At 39.7% G+C, this 23,176-nt stretch carries 26 protein-coding genes; 2 read left to right on the top strand and 24 right to left on the bottom strand.

Annotated features, from left to right (window positions below; translation table 11 throughout):
• Nucleotides 1-63: 63 nt before the first annotated feature.
• The 19 genes from polA to LS74_RS03240 form a co-directional block, all read right to left on the bottom strand.
• A complete protein-coding gene (polA, locus tag LS74_RS03330; protein ID WP_034585162.1) occupies nt 64-2,802 on the bottom strand; it encodes a DNA polymerase I in 2,739 nt (912 codons plus the stop codon).
• Nucleotides 2,803-2,977: 175 nt separating this feature from the next.
• Nucleotides 2,978-3,355, bottom strand: coding sequence for a hypothetical protein (locus LS74_RS03325; RefSeq protein ID WP_034585164.1), 378 nt, complete (start codon nt 3,353-3,355; stop codon nt 2,978-2,980).
• A 10-nt stretch (nt 3,356-3,365) separates the two neighbouring features.
• The gene (locus LS74_RS03320) at nt 3,366-4,130 is read right to left on the bottom strand and encodes a hypothetical protein (RefSeq protein ID WP_034585166.1); all 765 of its coding nucleotides are present in this window, start codon (nt 4,128-4,130) and stop codon (nt 3,366-3,368) included.
• On the bottom strand, nt 4,130-4,417 hold the full coding sequence (locus tag LS74_RS03315; RefSeq protein ID WP_034585168.1) for a hypothetical protein: 288 nt from the start codon (nt 4,415-4,417) through the stop codon (nt 4,130-4,132). Before LS74_RS03315 ends, LS74_RS03320 begins: the two co-directional genes overlap by 1 nt.
• An 8-nt stretch (nt 4,418-4,425) precedes the next feature.
• Nucleotides 4,426-5,043, bottom strand: coding sequence for a hypothetical protein (locus LS74_RS03310; RefSeq protein WP_034585170.1), 618 nt, complete (start codon nt 5,041-5,043; stop codon nt 4,426-4,428).
• A gap of 20 nt (nt 5,044-5,063) precedes the next feature.
• A complete protein-coding gene (locus LS74_RS03305) occupies nt 5,064-5,735 on the bottom strand; it encodes a hypothetical protein (protein WP_236096786.1) in 672 nt (223 codons plus the stop codon).
• A gap of 119 nt (nt 5,736-5,854) precedes the next feature.
• Nucleotides 5,855-6,055 (bottom strand): DUF4006 family protein, encoded by a 201-nt coding sequence (locus LS74_RS03300; RefSeq protein ID WP_034585172.1) that lies wholly within the window; start codon nt 6,053-6,055, stop codon nt 5,855-5,857.
• A 10-nt stretch (nt 6,056-6,065) separates the two neighbouring features.
• Entirely contained in the window at nt 6,066-6,935 is an 870-nt protein-coding gene (gene ccoP, locus LS74_RS03295; RefSeq protein ID WP_034585174.1) for a cytochrome-c oxidase, cbb3-type subunit III, read from the bottom strand.
• A 12-nt stretch (nt 6,936-6,947) separates the two neighbouring features.
• The gene (locus tag LS74_RS03290; protein WP_084584195.1) at nt 6,948-7,178 is read right to left on the bottom strand and encodes a cytochrome c oxidase, cbb3-type, CcoQ subunit; all 231 of its coding nucleotides are present in this window, start codon (nt 7,176-7,178) and stop codon (nt 6,948-6,950) included.
• The gene (gene ccoO, locus LS74_RS03285; protein ID WP_034585176.1) at nt 7,178-7,918 is read right to left on the bottom strand and encodes a cytochrome-c oxidase, cbb3-type subunit II; all 741 of its coding nucleotides are present in this window, start codon (nt 7,916-7,918) and stop codon (nt 7,178-7,180) included. The genes LS74_RS03290 and ccoO overlap by 1 nt, the downstream gene beginning before the upstream one ends.
• Before the next feature lie 11 nt (nt 7,919-7,929).
• Nucleotides 7,930-9,393 carry a cytochrome-c oxidase, cbb3-type subunit I gene (ccoN, locus tag LS74_RS03280; protein WP_034585178.1) on the bottom strand — a complete coding sequence of 488 codons (1,464 nt, stop codon included), beginning with the start codon at nt 9,391-9,393 and terminating at the stop codon, nt 7,930-7,932.
• Nucleotides 9,394-9,493: 100 nt separating this feature from the next.
• Entirely contained in the window at nt 9,494-10,777 is a 1,284-nt protein-coding gene (tilS, locus tag LS74_RS03275; protein WP_034585180.1) for a tRNA lysidine(34) synthetase TilS, read from the bottom strand.
• Nucleotides 10,778-10,851: 74 nt separating this feature from the next.
• Nucleotides 10,852-11,379 carry an HNH endonuclease gene (locus LS74_RS03270; RefSeq protein WP_236096785.1) on the bottom strand — a complete coding sequence of 176 codons (528 nt, stop codon included), beginning with the start codon at nt 11,377-11,379 and terminating at the stop codon, nt 10,852-10,854.
• Nucleotides 11,380-11,430: 51 nt separating this feature from the next.
• Nucleotides 11,431-12,660: a hypothetical protein gene (locus LS74_RS03265; protein ID WP_167480465.1), complete on the bottom strand. Its 1,230-nt coding sequence runs from the start codon at nt 12,658-12,660 to the stop codon at nt 11,431-11,433.
• A gap of 8 nt (nt 12,661-12,668) precedes the next feature.
• Entirely contained in the window at nt 12,669-13,082 is a 414-nt protein-coding gene (locus LS74_RS03260; protein WP_034585184.1) for a hypothetical protein, read from the bottom strand.
• Between the two features lie 124 nt (nt 13,083-13,206).
• Nucleotides 13,207-13,464 (bottom strand): NINE protein, encoded by a 258-nt coding sequence (locus LS74_RS03255; RefSeq protein ID WP_052086357.1) that lies wholly within the window; start codon nt 13,462-13,464, stop codon nt 13,207-13,209.
• Between the two features lie 231 nt (nt 13,465-13,695).
• Nucleotides 13,696-14,475 carry a HugZ family heme oxygenase gene (locus LS74_RS03250; RefSeq protein WP_034585186.1) on the bottom strand — a complete coding sequence of 260 codons (780 nt, stop codon included), beginning with the start codon at nt 14,473-14,475 and terminating at the stop codon, nt 13,696-13,698.
• Nucleotides 14,476-14,927: 452 nt separating this feature from the next.
• On the bottom strand, nt 14,928-15,710 hold the full coding sequence (locus LS74_RS03245; protein WP_034585188.1) for a sulfite exporter TauE/SafE family protein: 783 nt from the start codon (nt 15,708-15,710) through the stop codon (nt 14,928-14,930).
• Nucleotides 15,711-15,745: 35 nt separating this feature from the next.
• Nucleotides 15,746-16,978: a metallophosphoesterase gene (locus tag LS74_RS03240; protein ID WP_034585189.1), complete on the bottom strand. Its 1,233-nt coding sequence runs from the start codon at nt 16,976-16,978 to the stop codon at nt 15,746-15,748.
• A 184-nt stretch (nt 16,979-17,162) separates the two neighbouring features.
• Here LS74_RS03240 and LS74_RS03235 point away from each other — a divergent pair, with 184 nt between their 5' ends.
• Complete coding sequence (locus LS74_RS03235) at nt 17,163-18,869, top strand: cation:proton antiporter (protein ID WP_138128800.1); 1,707 nt, start codon at nt 17,163-17,165, stop codon at nt 18,867-18,869.
• Nucleotides 18,870-18,924: 55 nt separating this feature from the next.
• Here the strand turns inward: LS74_RS03235 and ung are convergent, their stop codons facing one another.
• The 5 genes from ung to purM are packed head-to-tail and all read right to left on the bottom strand — an operon-like array spanning nt 18,925 to nt 22,595.
• Nucleotides 18,925-19,635 carry a uracil-DNA glycosylase gene (gene ung, locus LS74_RS03230; protein ID WP_034585017.1) on the bottom strand — a complete coding sequence of 237 codons (711 nt, stop codon included), beginning with the start codon at nt 19,633-19,635 and terminating at the stop codon, nt 18,925-18,927.
• Entirely contained in the window at nt 19,632-19,910 is a 279-nt protein-coding gene (gene gatC, locus LS74_RS03225; protein ID WP_034585019.1) for an Asp-tRNA(Asn)/Glu-tRNA(Gln) amidotransferase subunit GatC, read from the bottom strand. The genes ung and gatC overlap by 4 nt, the downstream gene beginning before the upstream one ends.
• A 49-nt stretch (nt 19,911-19,959) precedes the next feature.
• Complete coding sequence (locus tag LS74_RS03220; RefSeq protein ID WP_034585021.1) at nt 19,960-20,751, bottom strand: shikimate dehydrogenase; 792 nt, start codon at nt 20,749-20,751, stop codon at nt 19,960-19,962.
• Complete coding sequence (locus tag LS74_RS03215; protein WP_034585024.1) at nt 20,751-21,572, bottom strand: SH3 domain-containing protein; 822 nt, start codon at nt 21,570-21,572, stop codon at nt 20,751-20,753. Before LS74_RS03215 ends, LS74_RS03220 begins: the two co-directional genes overlap by 1 nt.
• Before the next feature lie 15 nt (nt 21,573-21,587).
• Complete coding sequence (gene purM, locus LS74_RS03210; protein ID WP_034585026.1) at nt 21,588-22,595, bottom strand: phosphoribosylformylglycinamidine cyclo-ligase; 1,008 nt, start codon at nt 22,593-22,595, stop codon at nt 21,588-21,590.
• A 185-nt stretch (nt 22,596-22,780) separates the two neighbouring features.
• On the opposite strand from purM, the gene LS74_RS03205 reads away from it, so the two are divergent.
• Entirely contained in the window at nt 22,781-23,017 is a 237-nt protein-coding gene (locus LS74_RS03205; RefSeq protein ID WP_034585029.1) for a hypothetical protein, read from the top strand.
• Nucleotides 23,018-23,176: the final 159 nt, after the last annotated feature.

Genomic DNA, 23,176 nt, shown 5'->3' with positions numbered 1-23,176 from the left:
CAAATTCATAGACATTTTGCTATTTGCTTAAAGCTTGATACATATCCCATATATACAAAGTCCCTACTTTAGCTCCGCCCAGTTTGTGCCAATGGCGATACCGCATTTGAGTGGCACTTCAAGCTTATAAATACTATTCATAATATCCGCTACTTCCTTAGCATAGTTTTCCGCCCTTTCACTTGGGGCTTCAAAAATCAGCTCATCGTGCACCTGCAACAGCATTTTTAAATCGCTTTTTGCATAGCGTTTATGAATCTCACACATTGAAAGCTTGATTAAATCCGCCGCACTGCCTTGAAAGATAGAGTTTATCCCCTCACGCAAGAAGTTTGCTTTCATAAAATCAGTAGCCCTTTTAAAGTCAAAATACCGCCTATGCCCCAAAAGCGTTTGGGAATAGCCATTTTCAAGCAAAAATTCCTCCTGTGCGTTCAAAAAGTCCTTAATCGTGGGAAAAAGTGCAAAATAGCTTTCAATATACTCTTTAGCTTGTTTAAGTGGAATTTGCAGGGTTTGAGAGAGTTTCTTGCTCCCCATACCATAGATAAGCCCAAAGTTAATGCTTTTGGCAATAAAGCGTTTTTGCGTAGCTTCCTGCTCCCCAAAAAGCCTAGCAGCCGTTTCAAAGTGAATATCCTTATCCTGCATAAAAGATTCTACAAGAGAAGGGTCTTTGCAAAAGTGCGCTAAAAGCCGCAACTCAATCTGTGAATAATCAATGCTAATAAGGCTATGGTTTTCTTTACTAATAAATGCTTGGCGGATTTTACGCCCTTCTTCACGGCGGACAGGGATATTTTGGAGATTTGGCGATTTAGAGCTAAGGCGTCCTGTGGCAGTGCCATTTTGCAAAAATGAAGTGTGGATTCTATGTGCATTCGCCTTGCCAAGTCGCAAAAGTGGCTCAATATAGGTGCTTTTTAGTTTATTGCTCTCTCTATAATCTAAAATCAGCTCAATCACAGGGTGGCTATCAATAATGGCTAGAAGTGTCTTTTCATCAGTGCTTAAACCACCCTTTACACTTCGTCCCGGCTTTAACTTAAGATTCTCAAATAAGATATGGGCGAGTTGCTGGGGGGAGTTAAGGTTAAAAGTCTCTCCGCATAAATCATAGATTTTTTGACTAAGCTCGGCGATGTGTTCGCTTGATTTATCTTTTAGAATCTCTAAAAGCCCTATATCTACCTGAATCCCTTCTAGCTCCATATCCATAAGCACTTTGATAAAGGGGTATTCAAGATTTTCAGCCAACTCTAAAATCCCGCCCCATTCTCTTTTATGAAACTCATCTTCCAAACGATGATAGAGCCTAAAAGTCGCCACCGCATCTTCAGCGGCGTATTGCGTAGCCGTAGTGATATTTACTTGTGAGAAATTTTCCCCCTTTGGCACGACACTATCAAAACTTATCATTGTGTGATTAAACCACTTTAGCATTTGCTTATCAAGTCCCACAGGTGCGATACTATCATAAAGCCAACTTAGAATCATACTATCATAAATCTTACCATTGTGTTCTAGCCCAAGTGTGCGGTAAATAAGGCTTAGGTCAAATTTAAGATTATGTCCGATAAGCGGGTGAGTGAAGATTCTGCTTATAGCATTTTTGGCTTCTTGCAGGTTAAGCTGATTACCCACACCTAGATACCTATGCCCCACAGGCACATAATAGGCATTGCTCCCATCAAAGCAAAATGAGAAACCCACAAGCTGGGCTTCCTGTAAATCAAGGCTATCACTCTCGCAGTCAAAGCCCACTCTCACCCCTTGTGGAATAGAATCTAGCACGGATTCTACGGATTCTAAAGTATCAAGCAAATGGGGGGTAAAGCTAAAGGCTTCATCTTTTTTACTCTCTACATTTTGGGGCGATTGTGTGCTTTGCAGTGAGCCAATGCCCCTTTGGGCGGACTTTTTCTGCGTGTATCGCTCATAAGGAGATTGAATCTTAGAGATGATATTTTTTAGCTCATATTTTTCTAACTCATCAAAAATCTTAAGCATAGGGTTGGATTCAGGCATTAGACATTTATTGAGATCAATATTTTCAAGCAGATTATCATAGAGTGTAACAAGCTTTTTGCTTAAAAAGGCATTGTCCTTGCCCTCTTTAATAAGCTTGGCAATTCTTGGTGTAGTGGCAGATTCTACCTCATCAATACGAGCATATAAAGATTCTATACTCCCAAAGCGTTGGATAAGCTTTTGAGCGGACTTTGCGCCTATGCCCTTTACTCCCATTACATTATCGCTGCTATCGCCTACAAGGCTTTGATAATCAATAAAATTCTTGGGATATACGCCGTATTTTTGCAAACATTGTGCTTCTTTAATGTCCTTTTTGCCGATAGGATCGTAGATATAAGTATTCTCATCAATGAGCTGGTATAAGTCTTTGTCGTGGCTTATGATTCTTACCGCGATATTTTGTGCGTTAGCGACTTTGTTAATTGAAGCGATAACATCATCAGCCTCATAGCCTTCAACACTGATATTTAAAAAGCCCATTTTAGCAATCCACTCAATCGCAATGGGGAGTTGCAAACGCAGCTCTTCTGGGGCGGCTTGGCGATTGGCTTTATACTCACTATAAATATCTCGTCTTTTATTTCTCCCCCCACCTTCTAAAGCAAAGGCGATATAGGTGCAAGAGGGATCTTTATATAAAGACTGCAAAAGGTTGCAAAAACCCACAAGCAATCCTGTGGGGAATCCTTGTGAATTTTTAAGCGGAGGGAGAGCATAAAAACTACGAAAGAAAAATCCAAAAGTATCAATAACGCTAAGAGTATTCATACAATGCCTTTTGTGAGATAATGGGAAGTCAAAGGTTGCTAAGAAAAGTTTGTAATTTTCACTTTTCAAACTTGCTAACTTCCTTGCTGTGCTTAACTATATCTTTTTTCCTTAAATGCTTTTGAAACTTTGGAGATTTATTTGATACTCTAGCTTGTGAGATGGGTTTAGAATCTTAAGGCACAAGGACATAGCGTCTTGTGATACGCACAAGATTATTACTTGCTGGGTGGGTAACCTTGCCGTGAATATCAAGCAAAATAGTGCCACTATTAAGAGGCGTGAGATGGACATAAAAATGATAATGTGAAAAGATAAACTCCTGCCTATCACATTGAGCTATGTCCTTTTGTCTTAGGCACATTAGAGCCATTTGCTTCACACTTCTTGCGTGGAGCTGGAGCTGGGTTTTAGCATAGACTTGAGAGAGTGCAAAGGAGCTATGATAATGCTGCTGGAGATAAAACGCACAAGATAAGCCGATAGAGACAATAAATAGCACCGCATAAAGCATATAAAATCCGCTATGTCTGCTATATCCGCTATGTTTCATTGCTTTGCTCTTACAAAAATTCCACGATAGAATCTAGCCAAATGCCACGAGTCTGGCAGAAAGGCTTATTTGGCGTTTTGACACATAGATGAAGCTCTAGCAAGATTCCCTGTGAAAAGCTTAAAGGTGTGATTTCAAAAGATTCCACATCATAAATAAGAGGCACAGAATCTAGCCACAAGGCATTATCATACACACTTAAAGTATGATGAGTGATAGGCAAAATGGCTAAAGGCGTGTGAGTTAGAGGCTTATCAAGCGTGAGCGTATTGCTTGTTGTAGCAGTAATGCGAAATGAGGTAAAATCGCCCTGTGGCCTTGAGATAAGATAAGCAGTCATTCCATTAGACCAACCGGTGCTGTTATGATTGTTTGTGAGTGGGTGGAGCGTTAGCGTGTTTTGGTAAGAATGTAAAATCTCTATGGAAAATTTAGGCAAAAGCGTGTTGCCCTGCATAAGGGACTGAACATTTTTATCCCCACCGCCAAAAAGCAAATCCTGCTGAATGGTGTAAAAGGAAATATGTGAGCTTGGGGCGGAGAGTGCCTTGCCATTTGAATCTTGCAAAGATTCTATGATGACAGATTCTAAAAGATTTTCAATCTTTAGCAATGCAGTGAGTGCTGTGCTGTCGTTTTTAGCCTGTGTGTAGGCGATGTGCTTACTTATATCTAAAAGCATAGAGCTGCAAACTAGCCCAATCAATCCTAGAATCACAATCCCCACGCTCACTTCAAAAAGCGAAAAAGCGGAGCGTTTAGAATCTAAAAACATTAGCGAATATGTGTGGGAGCAAAAAATGAGAGATTAGATTCTGTGCTGCGGTGAATATTGCCTTGATAAGTAAGTATGGGCGTGGAGTGGGTGCTAAGCTGTGTTTGTGTGAGCTGTGGGCTTAAAAGTAGCTGTTTGTAATGCGTATAACTGCTTATCTGCTGGGGATTTTGTAGGGATAAAAAACTAAAAGCAAGGCTAAAGCCTAACGCACAGATAAAAATCCCCATTACCGCATCAAGTAGCACAAAGGCACGATGAGTGGTGTGTATTCTGGGATTTTTCATATAGATTCTTATGTCTTGGGTGTAGGAGCGGAATCTTTAGCGTGAATCTCGCCGATAAACACTTCGGATTCTAAATAGGCTTTTTTGGTTGTAGAATCTTGCGAATCTGCGGTAAAGCTTAGCTCAAGGATAAACTTCCACCGCCCATTTGGGAGATTATCAAGCGTTTGACTCGTAAATGTGTGAGAATCATTTGTGCTAAACTCACCTAGATTCACTAGCTCCCCAGCTTGGATAGGGGAATCCAAAAAGAGAGTAATACTTTTTAATTGTGTCGTGGGCTTATCTAGCTTAAAAGTTAGGCGGACATTATCTGCTGGGATTTTAACAATCTCGCCCCCCTTAATATCTGGGCGATGAGATGGTGCGTAATAAGGAAAGACAAAATCAAGCTTTTTAGCTGTGTTGGCATTTAGACTTATGGTGTAAGAAAAGAGACTATTAAAAAGATTTTGATTTGCAATAATCTCATTAATGCGTTCATCAACATTGCGTTTTGTGTCAAAATAGGTGCTTTCATCTTGAATGGGGTTTTTTAACGCAATGGTAATTGACACGCTCACCATAAACACACCAAACAACAAAACGCCGACAATGCCTAGAGGCCAATAGTTTTTCTCCTGCATATATTCTCCTTATTTTTACCTTATGTCTTTTTGCGTGTGAGATAAATCACGCCGATAATGCCAAACATCACAAGCAACATTACATACATACTAAACCGCACAAACTCACGCCCACCGCTTTCATCAACGGGCATATTATTCTCTAATTTTACATCAAAATGATGAGCTATCATATCCGCAGATTGAGCATAGCCATTTAGCACAATAGCAGAAATAAGCTGTGGGGTTAGAATCTCATCTTTTTGCTTTGGCAGAAGCGGCACCATATATTCATAATACACTTTTTCTTCATCAAAATATTTTTTAGGCTCTGAACTGATAATATCAATCTTTTCATCTTCTTTCATAAACACAATAAGGGTGTAGGGCTTTTGGAGTTTTTCTAAAAGCATATTTTTATAGGCTAGACGCTTTTGTTTTGGGGTAAGCTTTAAAGTGGAATCTTGTGGGGATTCTAAAAATAAATCTTCCATAGGCACAGAATCTACAACCGCCATATAAAGATGATAGCCGGTTTTTGCTTGTAATTCAGTTGAAAGGGTTTCAACAAAATCTACACTTTTTGGTATCAAAAGCTTATGTGTGTTATCAACAACATAAGCAGAATGAGCTTGTGCTAATGGCATATCCGCATAAAGCATCACCGCCCATAGGAAGCTAGAATACACTAGCCCCTTTAGAGAAAAAGGCATTTTAAACCAAATGCAGGAATAAATTAGGGATAAAAGGAATGACGATTGTCATAACAATGGTGATTATAAGCAATGCTCCAAGGAGCTTTTCAATCGGTGTGAGTTTCATTAGATTCTCCTTATTGTGCGGTTGTGTGGTGTCTAGCATTATCCGTGCTGATTTGCTTAATCGCACTTGCATCTTCAATCTTATAATAACTTGTCGCTACTTCTTTTTGTGTAAGGATAGCACAAGTGCCAAGCACACCAACTACACTTAGCAAAAGCACAACGGCAACAAAATATCCTGTCAAACCATTAATACCAAATAAACCATTCATACGCTACTCCTTAGTCTGCTTGAGATTCCAAAGAACGGATAAACACATTCAATGCTTCTTTTTGGCTTGTCGCAAAGTTTGCATAATTAAATGAAGGCATTACACCAATCATTCCTTTTTTGCCTTTTTGCAACACTTCTGTTAAAAACTCTGTCGTGCCATATTTGCTTAAATCTGGAGCAAAGCCATCAACGCCACCGCCATTGCCTTTGCCCTCATCGCCGTGGCAAGCCGCACATTGCATTGCAAAGACTTCCTTACCCTTAGCCACTTCAAGCGGATATTTTGTGCTTTTCACGCTTGATATATCTTGCATAATGTAAGCTGCTACCGCTTTTGCTTCTTCATCACTTAGCTCAACAGGCACCATTTCACCCGCCATATACTCTAAGCCCTTGCTTCCATCTTTAATCACTTCAATAATGCCCTCTTCCTTGCCCCATTTTGTAAGATCTTTTGCCTTACCATTCATACCTTCAGCGGTAACGCCGTGGCATTGAGAGCATTGCACCAAGAATATGCCTTGTCCCATTTTTGTAAGTCCATCTTCATCAAGCTTATCCCAAGTGGCTGCATACTTTTGATTGTAGCTTTGCACTTCTTGGTTATATTCGCCAATTTGTGAATATGCATTGAGTGGATATCCTAAGAATAAATACCAAAAGCCCCAAATAATCACACCCAAAAAGCAAGCCGCCCAACCAATAGGAAGGTTATTTGTCTGCTCCCCTATGCCGTCCCAGCTCTCGTGTGTGAGTTCGCCATCAGCTTTGCTATCTTTGATTTTTTTGAGATACACACCCATTACAAAAATAGTGAGTATCAAGATAACAAAAGCACCTAATAGCCCAAGTGTCGTTATATTATCTGACCAATTCATTTGCTTTCCCCTTTATTGATTTTGTTGTTTATGGATAACTTCCCTTGGCTCAACAAGCTCATCATCAAGGTTATCTTTCAATGCGAGATTGGCATACTTCTCATAGTCTTTTATACCCTTGCGTTGTGAAGAATATAGGTGATACACATATCCATACAAAAACGCCACAAGCAAAAGTGTAACGATGAGATAAATCTCCTTTTGATACATAATGATGAAATGCATAAGAGCCTCTGGTATCATTATTGCCCTGCCTGTGATACCTGTGTCGCTGCTCGGCGAGACTGCCCAAGACTATTCATATAAGCAATAAGCGCTACAATCTGCTTGACTTCGCCCTTTTCAAATGCATCTTTCACATCTTGGCTTATCATATCATCAACAACTGCTTTTGCCTCTTGCATAAAGATTTCTTTTGCCTTTGCCAAAGATTCTGCATTGCCTTTTTGATAGCCTTCAGTACCGATTTGCACGCCACCTTCAACATCATAAGGCACACCAAATACAACCTTTTGTGTATAGGCTTCAGCAAATGCGGTTTCAAAATCAGCATTTTTTGTAAAAAGATGTTCATACGCTGGCATAATGGAGCCGGGCACACGCGATTTTGGATCTCTCATATGCCCATCGTGCCAATCCGCCGCATTACGGCTATCACCAACCCTATGCAAATCTGGTCCCGTGCGTTTTGAACCCCACAAGAAAGGTCTATCATAAGCATACTCCCCACTTAAGCTATATGCACCATATCTGTCTGTCTCTGCTTTGAATGGGCGGATAAGCTGCGAGTGGCAGTTATAGCAACCTTCAGCAATATACACTTGTCGTCCCGCTGTTTCAAGCAATGAATAAGGCTTTAACCCCTCAATAGGTTGAGCCTTTTTAGCAAAGCCGGGCAGAATCTCAACAAGCCCAGCAATAGAAAACACTAATAAAAACGCAACCGTGAAAAAGAATGGATTTTTTTCTAAAAAACTAAACATCTTTCACTCCTTTATGCTGCCATTGGTGTGGCATTTTGTGGCTCTTTGTCAAGCACTCTACCTGATGAGATTGTCATCATAATGTTGTAAATAAACATAATGAATCCTGCCAAATACATCAAGCCACCAATCGCACGGATAAGATAGTAAGGGAATAGTGCAGTAACCGTGTCAATAAAGCTATACACAAGACTTCCATTCTCATCTACATCTCTCCACATCATACCTTGTGTGATACCTGCAATCCACATACTTGAGAAATACAAGATAATTCCTGTTGTCATAATCCAGAATTGCACGTCCATAAGCTTTTTAGAGTAAATCTCACGCTTAAAGATTCTAGGCACCATATGGAAGCACGCAGCAATCACCATAAAGCCAACCCAGCCAAGAGCCGCATCGTGAACGTGCCCAATAATCCAATCTGTGAAGTGTGCCAAGCCATTTACCGAGCGGATAGACTGAATCGGTCCTTCTAGTGTGGTGAGCATATACCAAGTAGAAGCAAGGATTAAGAATTTAATCATTGGTGATTCTTTGATTTGATGCCATTGTCCTCGCATTGTAAGAAGCATATTAATCGCCGTCCCCCAAGAAGGTAAAATAAGAATAACAGAGAAAACAGACCCTAAAGTCTGAATCCAATCAGGCGTAGTTGAGTAAATAAGGTGATGCCCACCCGCCCAAATATAAATAAACATAAGTCCCCAGAATGAGAAGAGCGTAAGCTTATAAGAAAAAATAGGCTGTCCAGATTCTTTAGGAAGGAAGTAATAGATTAACCCGATGATACCTGAAGTAAAGACGAATGCAACGGCATTATGCCCCCACCACCATTGCACCATCGCATCATTTGTCCCTGCATAGAATGAAATTGAATGCAAGACACTTCCTACACCTGCGACAAAATAAGTAGGAACAGCAAGATTGTTGAAAATATAAAGCGCAGAGATTCCCACAAATGTAGCGATAAAATACCACAATGAGATATAAATTGTCTGCTCACGCCTTACGCCCATACTTCCAAAAAGGCTAACTCCCCACAATACCCACACAACAACCACGGCAATATCAAGAGGCCAAATAAGCTCGGAGTATTCTTTTGATTGTGTTAAACCAGCAAAAAGCGAGATAACAGCAAGTGCCATAAGCACGATATAAATCCAAAAATGTGCTAAACCAACCGCACGCAAAAACGGATGCTCTTTGTAAGTAATCTTTAACACTCTTTGTCCTAAATAATACCACGAAGCCCAAATCCCACTAAGAGTAAAACCAAAGATAATACCATTAGTATGAAGCGGTCTAAGTCGCCCAAAAGTCCCGTATTCCGAAGCTAGATAGTTTAAATCTGGGAATGCCATTTGAAATGCGATAACTACCCCAATGAGTAGTCCCACAAAGCCAAATGCCATCGCAGAAAAAACAAATAACTTAGCAATTGAGTAATCATACTCGAGCGTATTTGTCTGCATACAATCTCCTTGTTCGTGTTTTGAAAAATACGAGGTTTATTCTAATGCCTTTGAAGTTATAGCTACCTTAAAAAGTTAATACAAAAATAACAAAACGCTTTCAAATGGCAAAAAAGTGGCTGATTTTTTTCATAAATTGCTTAAAATCGGCTTGTTTTTCTTTGTTTTTTGATAGATTAAGATTTTTTTCATCATCTGCTTTTTGATGAGATTCTAATAGGCAAAGCTCCGCAAAGAGCAGTTTTCTAAGCCTTGGTGGAATTTTTGATTTTTGACAAAAAGTTTTAAAATCCCTTGTCATCGGTGGAATCGTTACATTTTGATACATATCAAATATATCCACTGCCACAAAGAGAGCAGATTCACTATGTGTAACCATCAAATAATGAATCTTGCAGCAAAATCCACTCTTCACAATCTCTTTGCGTTGAGCAAAACTTAGCACATAGCCGCAAAGCTTTGCTATCTTATCGCAGCCTTGCAAAAGCCTATTTTGCTCTATCTCCTTGCTTGTCGTGTCATTTTCCCCGCCATTTTCAACATCATTCCCCCACATTTTTTCCCCCACATTTTCACACTCCCCTTCACACTCTTTTTTCCGCCACAAAGTAGATTCTAGTTTAAAAATCACTCCGCCCTGACTACATATGCAATCCTTAGAATCTTGCGTAAGCCTTGCTAAACACTCTAGCCTTAGCCTTTTTACACTTGGCGTATTTAGGCGTTGTTTGTCCTGCTTAAGATATTCTAGACTTTTAGCAATCCCCCTGCCATACTCCCTTGTCAGCTCATTAGCAAATCTCGCACGAAAAGCATTGCGTTTAAAACCTAAATCCATATTGCTAGAATCTTCAAAATACTTTAGTCCTTTCTCCTTGCAGTAGGCATAAATCTCATCTTTGCTTATAGATTCTAAAGGTCGTGCGATAGCATAGCCCTTGCGAGTGGATTCAAAACCCAGCAGATTTTCCAGCCCAGCCCCACGCGTAAGCTGCATAAGCAACCATTCAAAGCGATCATTAAGCTGATGAGCTAAAATCAACGCCCCATAGCCATACGATTGCATAATCTCATCAAAAAAGGAAAATCTAAACGCCCTTGCTTGAGATTCAAAGTTTTGTGAAAATTGCGGTGCGTGAGAGATAAAGCAGTGTTTATTATAGAGTTTAGCTAAATGCTGTGCGTGAGATAGCTCATCATCGGCTTGTTTGCGTGTGTGATAATGCACAATAGCCATATCAAAGGGAATTTCATATTCCACAAGCAAAAAAAATAACGCCGTAGAATCCACCCCACCAGAAAAACCAAGCAGATTCTTAGAATCTGCCAAAGGCAAAATCTTTTCTCTCAAGCGAAGTGATAAAGGCGATAAAAATGGGGGCATAGACAAACCTTAAGGTAAATTACTAAAAGCCCAGAATTATAGCAGAATCTACTTTTTGTAGAGATTCTAGAATCTTATTTATTTGTGATGACACCCTTATATAAATCAGCGACAAACTTCCCTATCGCCTCACCAAAATATTTTTTAAAGTTCTCCGCATTTATCATATCACTCTTGGCATTGTTGCACAGCACACACGCCAACACGCAATTATCAGCCTTATAGCCATTATCTGGGTCTTTTTTGTCAATTTGAAGCGTGGCTGTGAAGGAAGGTTTTTTAGATTCTATTTTTTTGCTATCAAACACGCCATTTAGCATATCTTGTGCGCTTCCGCAATAGTAGCATTTGTCATTTTGAGCTTTAAACCAATAATAAAACTCTTCAAAATCTTTGAATTTAAAGCTTTCTTTTGCGTCATTCTTTTTATTATTGAATCTATCTCTAATCGCTTTTATTTCAGCCAACTCATAGCTTTTAGAAAAGTTTGTAGCCTCATCCTCGCTGATGTTTAACCGCTCCTTAATGATATTAACACCACTTTCAAAGTGCGTATCACTCACTATTTTGACATATTGTTTAACCAACTTTTGCATATCCATTTTTCACTCCTTATTTAAGTTTTGCTTGAAGTTGTTTGAGCGTTTTCTCATTCAACTTTTCCTTACATTTTCGCTGACCGCTTTCAAACATTTTGTTCTTACATTGCTCATACTCCTTTTTGTGATTTTCAAGTATTGATGTGATGTTTTTCTTAACATCACATCAAAAGACTTTCTTTTTGCTTTATCTTTATACCAAGGATTTTCAATAGCACTTTCATAATCCACATAGGGATATTTTTCAGCCATTGCTTTCCATTTTCTATCATAAAGTTCCTCAGCAACAGTTTCAATCTTTCCTGCGGTAGCATCTATTCCAGTATCTTTAACATAAAGATTAGGAACTCCATTATACCGACCAATACCCACAGCCTTATATAATCCGCTTTTGTATTCATATATTTCTTTACTCACATCATTGTATCTATCTTTTATAGCACACCAAGTAAGCTCTTTATACAAGGCGTTTTCATATATCTCAGGCTTTACTTTTGGGCTATACCAATCATTTGACTTGTTTTCATAATATTTCTCATCAAAAAGTTCAGCATATCGCCCACTAAGCAGAGATTCTTTAGAATCTTGTGTCTCATCATTCTCATCATCTTTTGTTTTATCACTTAGCCCTATACATTTATCAAAGGCAAGATCGTTTTTTCCATCATATCTGTTCCAAAAGATACTGCCATACGCTCTATTAAGATAATTAGCCAACTTCTCAGACATATATTCTTCTAATGCTTTTGCTCTACTTATTCTATGCTCTAGCTCTTTGGCTCTTGCATTTTTTTGTATGACTATGGCTCTTGCCTCTTGGTATTCCTTTGTGCTAAGAAAGACTTTATAGCATTCATTGGCTTGTCGCATATCGTCGCGTTCTTTAAAAGCCAAATCAAGCCTTGCTTGGAGCTTTTGTTGATTGACTTCCACAGAATCATATAGGAATGAAAAGTTACGCTCTAGCTTCTTATCACGCGATTCAAAAAAATCGCTTATAGATTTAAGCTCATCACAACGATTAAATGTAGCGTTCCAATAACACTCAGAATCCTTTACCACCAATAGATAAGATAATCCTTTGTAGAAATGCTCCATTCCGGGCTTATTAAAGTCCTTAAATACACCGAGCTTTGCTTCTTTTTGAAGCTTACTCCACAAAGTATCAGCAAGCTGGTATATAGGTGTATAATCCACATCGCACCCTTCCTTCCGCTCATTATTCTCTTCAATTTCCTTATTTTTCATCTGCTCTAAGTTCCATTTGAAAATGTCTTTATTCATCTCTAGCTCTAAGGTAGCAGGGACTTTATACATTTTTGCTGGGCGGGAGTGTAGCTTTCATTAATACCATTTGCTTCACTGCCTATATTTGCTCCACATACTTCATTTACCCTTTGGGCTAATCTCTTGTACTGATTCCAAAAGTAATATCTGCCATTGCTACCTTTATAATTTAAGGATATAGTGTATATTTCCCAGCCACCATTTGCGTCATTCCCCTTTAGCCCACTCTCATACAAGGCAGGAACCATTGCCACTTGATATAAAAGCTTTGCACTCTCGCTTTTTAGCCCACTCTCTTTTACTAGCTCTTTAAGCTTACTCTCAAAATTTTTACTCATAAATTCCGCTTTTTGCTTAGAATACTCATCGCCATACACCATACATACGCACAGCCCTAGTAAAAACACTAATCTTTTCATATTGATTGTATTCCCCCATTCTTTTATATCTCAAGGCTTTTTATAAAGCCAAATATCGCTACACAAGCACCGCTTTTCGCCCACTAGGAAGCTGGGAGCTTCTAGTGGGACATCTAAGAGTAGATTAAGAATTAGCCGTAGCCACAGCCATAAGCTCAAGTGATTCTATATGCTTATTATTTGAGCTAATCCCCATAGGCACAGCAAACCAATCAATAACATACCAAATCCCAAGCCCACCAAGCGTGAAAAGCTTAAGCAAACCTAGTCCTAGCTCGCCTTTATAGAATCTATCTATACCCCAAAATCCAAGTATAGGTGATTTCTTTTTCCCTACTTTGTAGATAACCTCATTTGCTGCGATACCTTTTGCATCTGCCATAACAACTCCTTGTGAAATATTCTGCACTCAATGCAGAATGCAACCCTACAAAAAAACAAACTACTAATAAACGCAAGGGGATTTTTAGCTTATATGGCGAGATACAAGGATAAAGGGAAAAATTATAAAAGCTTTAGATTCTAAGTATAAAGTTATGAAGCGATAAATTGTGATGTAAAGCAAATATAGAATCTATGCGGAAGACTAGATTCTATATTTAGCTAAAAATGCTTAGGCTTTGTGGGGATTGTGTGGGCTATGGGGATTTCCGTGTGGATTCCCACTACCGCCAACTTGCTTAATCTCACCATTTGGCAGAATATCATACGCCGCACCAAAGCCCTTGACAAACCGCCCAAGCCCAAGCTCTAGCCTGATAAGATGAAAATCACTCATTTTGCGTATGGTCTTTATGCCCCCAGCTCCGCCCATAGCAGATTCTAAACTATCCAGTGCCTTTTCAAACTCGCTAGAATCTCGCTCAATAAACACTGCATTGACACGATATTTAAGCCGCTTACGCAAAATCACAGACTTTGCCTTGCTCTCATCTTCTAAAAACATCACCTCTACTTTGCTAGGATTTGCCGATATGCTTTCAAAATGCTCTGCCACTTCGCTAATGTAGATATACAACGCCCCATCAACCTGTATAAGCGGAGAATATGAAGATATGGCATTGCCCTGCTTGTCAATACTTGCGATGATAATTGAGCCAAACTCTTTTTTAAAAGATTCTATCTCATCGGCTATACCGCTGACATCGGGGGCTTTAGCCGCCTGACACAAGGCGATAATAGAATCTTTAATGCTCTTTTCATCTGCCTTTTGTGGAAACTCCACACGCAAGGACAGATTCTCGTTATACACAATATCTAACCCCACAAAATCCACACCCACAAGCTTGGCATTTTGCACTTCAACCTGTGAATTGCCATATTTTTTACATAGCGCAATAAGTTCGCCTTGATGATGCTCATTCATATGGGCTAAAATACTTTCAAAACTCATAAAAACTCCTTTGGTAATTTAAAATGAAAGGGTTGCACAGAGGCTACCTTAAGGAGATAAGATAGCCCAATTATGCAATCAAACAACAAATAAGGAAGGAAAAGATGCTTTGCTAACCCGCCCAGCCCTACCAAATCATACTTTAGATTCTAGATTTTGCATTGTCTTTTTTGCAGTGTTCTTATCAGTCCTGTCGGCGTCTTTTAAGATTCCCTATCCCCTTCAAATGGGGTGTGCCTTAAGCGTAAAACCGCTCACACATTCTAAGACTCCAAAATCTCGTATGATTTCGTTAGCAATTTTAAAAACAAGTCTCATTTTAATATATAAAAGCTTAAAGACAAATTAATAACCATTATTATTTTAGTAGATTCAATATAGATTCTAGAATCTTACCGCCCCGCACTCAACAAACACATTGAAACATTTTTAAAGTATTTGCCACAAAGCCCCTACAAAAGCTCTAGATTCTCAAACACTTTCCATAGTGTCAGCGCAATAGAAAACGCATAGATTCCAATCAGCGCATAGCGATGATTACTCAAAGTAACCTTGCTTATAAGGTAGATTCCAATCCCCACGCCAACAGATGAGCTAAGCCCCACGATAAGCCCCGAGTGAAAGTCAATCAGCCCGTGTGAGCCAAGCGAGATACTCCCTGAAATTGAAGCAAAGATAATGAAAAAAAGCGAGATAGGCACGACTTTTTTAGAGTTAAACCCCAAGTAATACGCCAAAATGGGTGCGAGTATCAGCCCACCGCCCACGCCCAAGCTCACCGCGAAAATCCCCGTAACAAGCCCAGCTAGAATCAACACAGCCTTTTGTTTAGTAGGATTTGTGATAGGCGGCGTGGGATTTGCATTTGTTTTGACATCAAAGACATATTTGTAAAAACTCACTAAAGAAAGCAGCAAAAAGGCTAAAAGCAAGGTAAAAGAAGAGAGAGAAGCCACGATTACCCCGCTAAATGCCGCCCCCATAAGCCCACCTAATCCCACAAATACGCCATCTCGCACATCTAGCTTTTTGTGATAGATATTAATCATTGAGCCTACACTTGAAGAGAATATCATCTGCATAATGGATATGCCAATGGCAGATTCCATATCCACACCGCAAAGCAAAAGCACAGGCACGATAATAACCCCGCCCCCTATGCCAAAAAACCCGGCCGCCGCTCCACTCACAACGCCCAAAATCACCAAAAACCATACACTTAATGCCACTTCCATTTATGAATCCTTATTTAAAATTTGCATATAAAGCCTTACTCTAGCCTAAATAGCACAATCTCACTAGGGGCTAGAAAACGGATAGCTGGTCCCCAAAAGCCCACACCGCTACTGACATATAATTGCGTTTTGCCTGAATCTGCACGCATAGAATCCTGAGTAAGTCGCTTAGATTCCATATTTTTATGCGTAATGTCATATAACCCATAGACATAATGCTGATCTAGCCACACAAACAAAGAGAGTGGGAACACCTGCCCAGCGTGAGTATGCCCACATAAGACTAAGTCAAAATCACTCACATCATTTTCATACACAAACTTTGGCTGATGAGAAAGTAGAATGCTAGGCTTTTGCGGATTTAAGCCCTTTTTAGCAGATTCTAAATCTGGCTCTAGATTCTTAAATCTAACTCCTGCTAAATCACTCACTCCCGCGAGATTAAAGCCTTCAAGCTCAATGTTGGTATTATGCAAAATAGTAAGATTTAATGTGCGTAAATATTCTAAAATAGAATCTAGCCCGTGGTAATGCTCGTGATTCCCACAGACATAATACACACCCTCTTTGCTTTTTAAACTCTTCAAAGGTTCTAAATCATCTTTAATATTTTCAATCTTATCATCTGCTAAATCCCCCACAATCACGACAATATCCGCTTCCAACGCATTTATCTTTTCTACAATCCCCTCCAAAAACGCCCTGCCTAGATTCTTGCCGATATGCACATCGCTTATCATCGCAATGCTTTTTTTAGCCTTTAAATGCGGAATTTTTATGCGAACTTCCTTGATAGGCGGCAAAGTAAGGGCAGCAGAAAAGCCCTTAAAAGTGAATAGCAAAAATAATCCAGCCATCGCATAGTCTTTACATTTACTCAAAAATGTGCGTCTGCTTGTGTTTATGTCATTGTGCTTTGAATCTCGCTGTGTAGCTAAGGGGCTTAGATTTTTAGATTCTCTATGTTGAATCTTGCTAGAAAATTTAAGGCTTAGATTTACCCCAAATCTTAGTATATCCACGCTCACACACGCCATAAAAAGTGTGAGCGTCAAAACCAAGCACGAGCTAATCGCAAGATATTGAAAATGACTAAAATGCACATCTTTTAGCACAAGCAAGGCTATCTCGCCCAAAGCCAAAGCCACTAAAATCCCAATCCCCGCCCATTTTGGCAAAAGCACACTATGGCAAAAAAATCGCATATACACATACACTTTCATCGCATTGAGAACAACAAACACAACGCCCACAAAAACTAAAATCATTCTATCCCTATCGCTAAATCTATACCTAACGCAACGCAAAATACAAAATTTATTATATATTGCAAATAATTAACGCCATTATTACACTTCAACTACTTTCATTATATATAATTGAAAATAATTGACTTTCATCGTGGAGAGGTGTGTTATAGATCCCTATTTTGTTATACTTTGCGTTTTGGCAATGGCAGTTGTCTCGGGCATTGTGCTAAGTTGGCTCAAAATCCCAACAATCATCGGCTATATTATTACAGGTGTGCTTACAGCGTATATTTTTGACTTTAGACTTGAAGATGCTGAAAGTCTCAATAATATTGCTGAATTTGGTATCGTATTTTTGATGTTTATGATTGGGCTTGATTTTAGTTTTAAGAGTATCACAGCAATGAAGCAAGAAGTGCTTGTGTTTGGCGGTATGCAGATTGGAATCTCCATTGCCTTTTTCTTTGTTGTATGCTATTACTTTTTAGGCTTTAACTTCTCTACTTCTATCATTGTAGCAAGTGCGGTGAGCCTATCATCTACGGCGATTGTGCTGAAATTCCTTAATGAGAGCGGACAGACGAAGACGCCCTATGGAATGTCTTCTGTGGGGATTCTTATCTTTCAAGATATTGCTGTTATTCCTATTTTGCTGATGATTAAGCTTTTAAGCGATAAAGATTCAGAAGTTGTAGCCTTGCTACTTACTACGCTTTTTTCGGCTATCATCTTGCTTGTAGTGCTTGTTTTGCCCGGTAGGATTTTAGCTAAAGTGTTTTTGCGTTTTTCAGCAAATATGAAAACCGATGAAATCTTTGTAGGGGCGGTGTTTTTAATCGTGCTAGGGGCTGCGTATATCAGCAAGGCTTTTGGCTTTTCACTCACACTTGGGGCGTTTTTGGCAGGTATGATTATCTCAAATACACCTTATAAGTATCAAGTCTCATCTGTGCTGGTGCATTTCCGCGACATACTTTTGGGCGTGTTTTTTATCACGGTGGGAATGCAGGTGGATATTCTCTTTTTACTTGAATATTTTATTGTGATTATTATTTTAGTAGCATTGATGATGGGAGCAAAAACGCTACTTATGTATCTCTTTTTGTGCTTCTTTAGGGGTGAGCGTGTGGGTATGCGTGTGGCGTTATCACTCGCACAAATCGGGGAGTTTAGCTTTGCAATTTTTCTCCTTGCAAGTCAGCACAAGATTCTTAATCTTACCCTTGATGGTGGGATTTTAGGTGCTATTTTTGGCGATGCGTTCTTTGCAGGTATCACGCCACAAGAGATTTATCAATTCCTAACGCTTATGGTGATTTTCTCAATGATAGCCACACCTTTTATCCTTGATAGGCTTGATAAGGTTACAGATATTTTCTTACGATATATGCGACCTTTTAGCTTTTTACAGAAAAAAATGGTAGAAAACGAGCAAGATTCACAAGAAGAAGGGGAAGGGGGGAAAGCAGATATTCAAGGGCATATTGTTGTATGTGGCTATGGGGAGCTTGGCAAGGCGATTTTGGAATATTTCAAGGGCTGCAATGTGCGTTATGTAGCTGTGGATAAAAACTACAAAAAAGTAGAAGAAGGAATCAAAAAAGGTGAGCCTGTTATCTATGGGGACATTACACGCAGAAGGATTTTAGAAGAGCTCTCCATCAGTCAATGTGCGGCGGTGATTATTGCCATAGATTCTATTGAAACCGCACAGAGGGCATACCAAGATATTCACTCTCTCTCACCTTTGTGTAAGATTATTCTTAAAACTAAAAGTTCCGCTTTTGCTTTGCAAATTCAATCGCAAGGGGCGTATGCTGTGGTGCAGGAACGCAGGGAAGTGGCTAAGATTCTAAGTGATTTGGCTCTCCAAGCAGTGGAAGAAGATATGCAGCATAAGCAGGAGTAGAATCTGCTTATGCTATGGTGTAGAGTTAAACTCTAGTCAAACCAATCAAGCATATTCAATCAAATCTGCCCCAGTCAATGGGGCTTTTAGAGCATTCTTGCAAATACGCATTGGCATTCACAAATACATTGCTCCCCACAAAGCCTTGTGCCAGTGGGCTAGGGTGCGGAGCGGTGATAATCTTATGTTTAGTAGAATCTATCAAAACCGCCTTTTTCTTAGCATAGTTCCCCCACAGCATAAAGACAAGATTCTGCTTATTTTGCGATAATGCCCTAATCACACCATCGGTAAAATCTTCCCAACCAAAATGCTTATGCGAAGCCGGAGAATGTGCCTTGACACTCAAAATGCTATTAAGCAATAAAACACCTTGCCTTGCCCAAGCACTTAAATCCCCGTGCAAAGGTGGCGTGATATGCAAAGTCTGTGCGAGTTCTTTATAAATATTTTTAAGCGAAGGTGGGATAGGCACTCCACGCGGCACACTAAAGCTTAAGCCCATAGCTTGTGGGACACACTCTCCATTCACCATAGCATAGCCGTGATAGGGATCTTGCCCAAGTATAATGACTTTGAGATTTTCAAGTGAGGTAAGGCAAAAGGCAGCAAAAATATCTTTTGGCAGTGGATAGACAAGCTCACCTCTAGCAAGGGCGTCCATATAATGAGATTTAATCTTGGCAAAATATGGACTTAAAAGCTCATCTTTAAGGAGATTTTTCCAATCTTGTGGAATCTTTACTTTATCTAGCTCAATACTCATTCAATAATTTTTGGGACGATAAAAAAGTTATCTTGTGCTTGTGGTGCGTGATTTAGCACATCTTGGGCAATGTTAGAATCTTTTGGCTCATCAGCCCTTAGTGGTGTTTTAAGAGTTTCTGTAAAACAATCTTCTGCCACCTCAACAGAAGCAATATTTTCAACAAATCCTAGAATCTCGCTCAGCTGCTCTTTGGTAGATTCACGCTTATTCTCATCTAGCTTTAGCATACTCAATCGCTCAAGCTTATTTAAAAGTGTATCATCAATAGTCATTTTCAATCCTTTGTCAAAAAACTCGGCGATTATAGCATAAATATAGTCGTTATAAAACTTCACTCATTATCTTTGCAATCTCACTTGGAGCAAGGGGGCATTCCTTGACAAAAAGGGCTAAGGCTAGGGCTGCTTGATAGATAAGCATTTCCCTGCCGTCCTTGCATTCTAGGCCAGATTCTCTAGCTAGGGCTAAAAATGGCGTTTGCTTCCCATAAATCAAATCAAAGGCATAACAAGAATGCGTAAAAATCTCTTGTAGCTTCTGCTTTACAAGGGGCAAAGATTCATCATTTAGCCCCGCACTTGTAGTGTTAATCACAATGCTATATGCCCTGTCCGCTTTAAATTCATCACTCACAAAGCATTCAAAGCCCTTGTTAGCAAAAAATTCTAGCTTTTCTTGTGAGCGATTGATGATTGTTGTGGGAATATTATGCGTTTTTAGAATCATCGCCACTGCCCTAGCCGAGCCACCAGCACCTAAAATCAACGCATTTGACATCTTAAAATCTTTCACAGATTCATAAAAACCCTGTGCGTCCGTATTGTAGCCGATGATTTTTCCATTTTCACGCACCCAAGTGTTACACGCCCCAATCTCTTTAGCAATACCGCATACTTCATCGCACTGCCTATACGCCTCTTCCTTAAAAGGAATAGTAATATTTGCCCCACTTAAATGATGAGCCTTAAAACTTTCACGCAAATCTTTGCCATTTTCCAAAAGCAAACGCCCATAAAAAGCGTTTATAGCACAGCGTGAAAAAGTATGATTATGCAAAAGTGGGGATTTAGAATGTGCGATAGGATTGCCATAAACAGCAAAAAACCGCAACATTACTGCACGCTTTTGTTGATGTGATTAAGCGAAATATAGCCATACTGCTTATTAGGGAGCTGAATCTTTGCCCAATCCCCTTGTGTCTCAAGCACATAAACTCGCATATTATGGCTTAGTCTGCCTATAACCGCCCCTTGAGAATCCGCCTTTGCACGCACATTAAGCGCATTAGCCACCACAACATAAGACTCACCATTTTGCGAATCTAGATTCTGTGCCAAAAGCCTAGAGGCGACATAGCCTTCAACTCCAAAGCGACTTTTTACCTTGCTCCAACCATCTTGCTCATCACTTAGAATCTCCAACGCCTCACCCACCGCTGCACGAGAGATAATAGCAGATTCAGAGCTTGGGGTTTGACGGATATTAATACGATATTTTGCATAGCCATACTTTTGACTTGAAGCTTGACTTGGTGGAAGTTGGCTTGGCAGCACTTGACTTGGTAGCTCTTGCTCCAGTGGTGTGGTAGCTTGAGTATTATCTACAACAACAGCTTGGGGATTTGTCTCTTGTGGCTCTACAACCTGTGGGGTAGATTCTATCTCTGTGGTAGGCAAAGCAGGGGCTGGATCTTCAATCAGTGGCTCCATAGTAGAATCTACTTCTTTGCTAGGTTCATTTTGGGCTATTTGCACAGGCTCTCGTGGTGTGTTTAAAGGATCATTTTTAACAATATGCGAACCACTTGGACTGCGTTTGCTGATAATCAAATTTTTTTGATCCATTAACATAATCACAGCCACATACACCCCTATCCCTAACGCAACAATCAAAAAAGGGAGCGAGTAAAGTTTAAAAAATTTCCATGTATCCAATCTTAGCCTTTATTTTCAAATAAGCTTAACCCCGCTACCCTCGCAAACTTCACCGATAACATAAGCATTCAAAGACTTCGCAAGGTGCAGGACATCATCTGCTTTGTTTTTATCCACAGCAAGAATCATTCCAACTCCCATATTGAATGTGCGATACATCTCCTCTTTCTCCACATACCGACTGAGTAAATCAAATATAGGGGGCGTTTTTATGGCATTGAGTGAGATTTTTGCTCCTAAGTTATGTGAAAAGATTCTAGGAATATTTTCCACAATCCCGCCACCTGTAATATGAGCTAAGCCGTGCAAAGAAGGACACAGAGATGAAGCATATATCTCTTTAAAAAGCGGGACATAAATCCTTGTAGGCTCTAAAAGTGTATCAATCAACGCTCTACCTTCAAACTCTTCATCAAAAGACATACCTAATTTATCAAAAAGCACTTTCCTTACTAGAGAATAGCCATTGCTATGAATCCCGCTACTTGGCAGGGCAATCAGCACATCGCCCTTTTGCACCTTTTGAGATTCCACCTCTTCACGCTCAGCTATCCCCACAGCAAACCCCGCCAAATCAAAGTCATCTTTGCTATACATTCCGGGCATTTCCGCACTTTCCCCACCGATTAAAGCACATTGTGCGATTTTACAGCCCTTAGCAATGCCACCAATCACTTCTAACGCATTTGTCTTATCAAGTTTGCCCGTAGCATAATAGTCCAAAAAAAACATAGGCGTAGCAAAGTTACAAATCAAATCATTTACACACATCGCCACAAGATCAATCCCTACGCCTTGAAGTTTTTTAGCATCAATAGCAAGGCGGAGCTTTGTGCCAACGCCATCAGTTGCTCCTAAAATCACAGGATTCTTATAGCCGCTCGGCAGAGCATACGCTCCAGCAAACGAGCCAATCCCACCAATCACATTGCTATCAAAAGTTGATTTAACTAAAGGCTTTAGCCCCTCTACAAGTGCATTGCCTTCATCAATATCAACGCCAGAATCTTTGTAGCTTATCATTAGGTTTCCTTTTGTTTAGTGCTTATTAGGTTTGTGAAGTGGCGGATTGTAACATATTCAAAATAATATTTTGTCCGTTCTCGTGTTTTGATGTGTTTTGACACTCGCACTTGCAAATCGTGTTTATTGTTTTTTTTTTTTTTTGATAGAATGTGAGCCACAACATAGAATCAAGGAGGCATACAATGAAGTTTTACATTATCGCAATATCAACCGCAATGCTCTTTGGTGGCTGTATGACGCAAAACACGCTTAAAAAACGCACCGCAAGTGTCATAGGCTGCCAACCACAAAACATAACTATCAAAAATAGCAATCTTGATTTTATGGGAGGGCAACATTATACCGCCCTTTGCAATGGACAAACTTTTTCCTGCACCGCTCAAGAAGGCTCTATCACTCAATGCACCTCTGCGAGATGATTCTCTTTAGGAGTCTAGATTCTGCAATATCCCTTTTAATACTTTAGCTAAGGTAGCGTTTTACGCAATTTATTTTACACGCTTCAACTCGTGTTTTAAGCTAACTCGCTCACAATGTGTTTTTAAGGGGAATTGTGTAGTTGATTCTAAAATCTATTC

It is taken from the genome of Helicobacter magdeburgensis (assembly GCF_000765825.2).
GTDB lineage: Bacteria > Campylobacterota > Campylobacteria > Campylobacterales > Helicobacteraceae > Helicobacter_C > Helicobacter_C magdeburgensis.
The sequence above is the reverse complement of the archived record's forward strand: the minus strand, read 5'-3'. Positions and strand labels throughout refer to the sequence as shown.

Excerpts from the sequence above, each read along its gene's own strand:
- polA (WP_034585162.1), bottom strand. The coding sequence starts at position 2,802 with ATGAATACTCTTAGCGTTATTGATACTTTTGGATTTTTCTTTCGTAGT.
- LS74_RS03325 (WP_034585164.1), bottom strand. The coding sequence starts at position 3,355 with ATGAAACATAGCGGATATAGCAGACATAGCGGATTTTATATGCTTTAT.
- LS74_RS03320 (WP_034585166.1), bottom strand. The coding sequence starts at position 4,130 with ATGTTTTTAGATTCTAAACGCTCCGCTTTTTCGCTTTTTGAAGTGAGC.
- LS74_RS03315 (WP_034585168.1), bottom strand. The coding sequence starts at position 4,417 with ATGAAAAATCCCAGAATACACACCACTCATCGTGCCTTTGTGCTACTT.
- LS74_RS03310 (WP_034585170.1), bottom strand. The coding sequence starts at position 5,043 with ATGCAGGAGAAAAACTATTGGCCTCTAGGCATTGTCGGCGTTTTGTTG.
- LS74_RS03305 (WP_236096786.1), bottom strand. The coding sequence starts at position 5,735 with ATGCCTTTTTCTCTAAAGGGGCTAGTGTATTCTAGCTTCCTATGGGCG.
- LS74_RS03300 (WP_034585172.1), bottom strand. The coding sequence starts at position 6,055 with ATGAATGGTTTATTTGGTATTAATGGTTTGACAGGATATTTTGTTGCC.
- ccoP (WP_034585174.1), bottom strand. The coding sequence starts at position 6,935 with ATGAATTGGTCAGATAATATAACGACACTTGGGCTATTAGGTGCTTTT.
- LS74_RS03290 (WP_084584195.1), bottom strand. The coding sequence starts at position 7,178 with ATGATACCAGAGGCTCTTATGCATTTCATCATTATGTATCAAAAGGAG.
- ccoO (WP_034585176.1), bottom strand. The coding sequence starts at position 7,918 with ATGTTTAGTTTTTTAGAAAAAAATCCATTCTTTTTCACGGTTGCGTTT.
- ccoN (WP_034585178.1), bottom strand. The coding sequence starts at position 9,393 with ATGCAGACAAATACGCTCGAGTATGATTACTCAATTGCTAAGTTATTT.
- tilS (WP_034585180.1), bottom strand. The coding sequence starts at position 10,777 with ATGCCCCCATTTTTATCGCCTTTATCACTTCGCTTGAGAGAAAAGATT.
- LS74_RS03270 (WP_236096785.1), bottom strand. The coding sequence starts at position 11,379 with ATGGATATGCAAAAGTTGGTTAAACAATATGTCAAAATAGTGAGTGAT.
- LS74_RS03265 (WP_167480465.1), bottom strand. The coding sequence starts at position 12,660 with ATGAATAAAGACATTTTCAAATGGAACTTAGAGCAGATGAAAAATAAG.
- LS74_RS03260 (WP_034585184.1), bottom strand. The coding sequence starts at position 13,082 with ATGAAAAGATTAGTGTTTTTACTAGGGCTGTGCGTATGTATGGTGTAT.
- LS74_RS03255 (WP_052086357.1), bottom strand. The coding sequence starts at position 13,464 with ATGGCAGATGCAAAAGGTATCGCAGCAAATGAGGTTATCTACAAAGTA.
- LS74_RS03250 (WP_034585186.1), bottom strand. The coding sequence starts at position 14,475 with ATGAGTTTTGAAAGTATTTTAGCCCATATGAATGAGCATCATCAAGGC.
- LS74_RS03245 (WP_034585188.1), bottom strand. The coding sequence starts at position 15,710 with ATGGAAGTGGCATTAAGTGTATGGTTTTTGGTGATTTTGGGCGTTGTG.
- LS74_RS03240 (WP_034585189.1), bottom strand. The coding sequence starts at position 16,978 with ATGATTTTAGTTTTTGTGGGCGTTGTGTTTGTTGTTCTCAATGCGATG.
- LS74_RS03235 (WP_138128800.1), top strand. The coding sequence starts at position 17,163 with ATGGCAGTTGTCTCGGGCATTGTGCTAAGTTGGCTCAAAATCCCAACA.
- ung (WP_034585017.1), bottom strand. The coding sequence starts at position 19,635 with ATGAGTATTGAGCTAGATAAAGTAAAGATTCCACAAGATTGGAAAAAT.
- gatC (WP_034585019.1), bottom strand. The coding sequence starts at position 19,910 with ATGACTATTGATGATACACTTTTAAATAAGCTTGAGCGATTGAGTATG.
- LS74_RS03220 (WP_034585021.1), bottom strand. The coding sequence starts at position 20,751 with ATGTTGCGGTTTTTTGCTGTTTATGGCAATCCTATCGCACATTCTAAA.
- purM (WP_034585026.1), bottom strand. The coding sequence starts at position 22,595 with ATGATAAGCTACAAAGATTCTGGCGTTGATATTGATGAAGGCAATGCA.
- LS74_RS03205 (WP_034585029.1), top strand. The coding sequence starts at position 22,781 with ATGAAGTTTTACATTATCGCAATATCAACCGCAATGCTCTTTGGTGGC.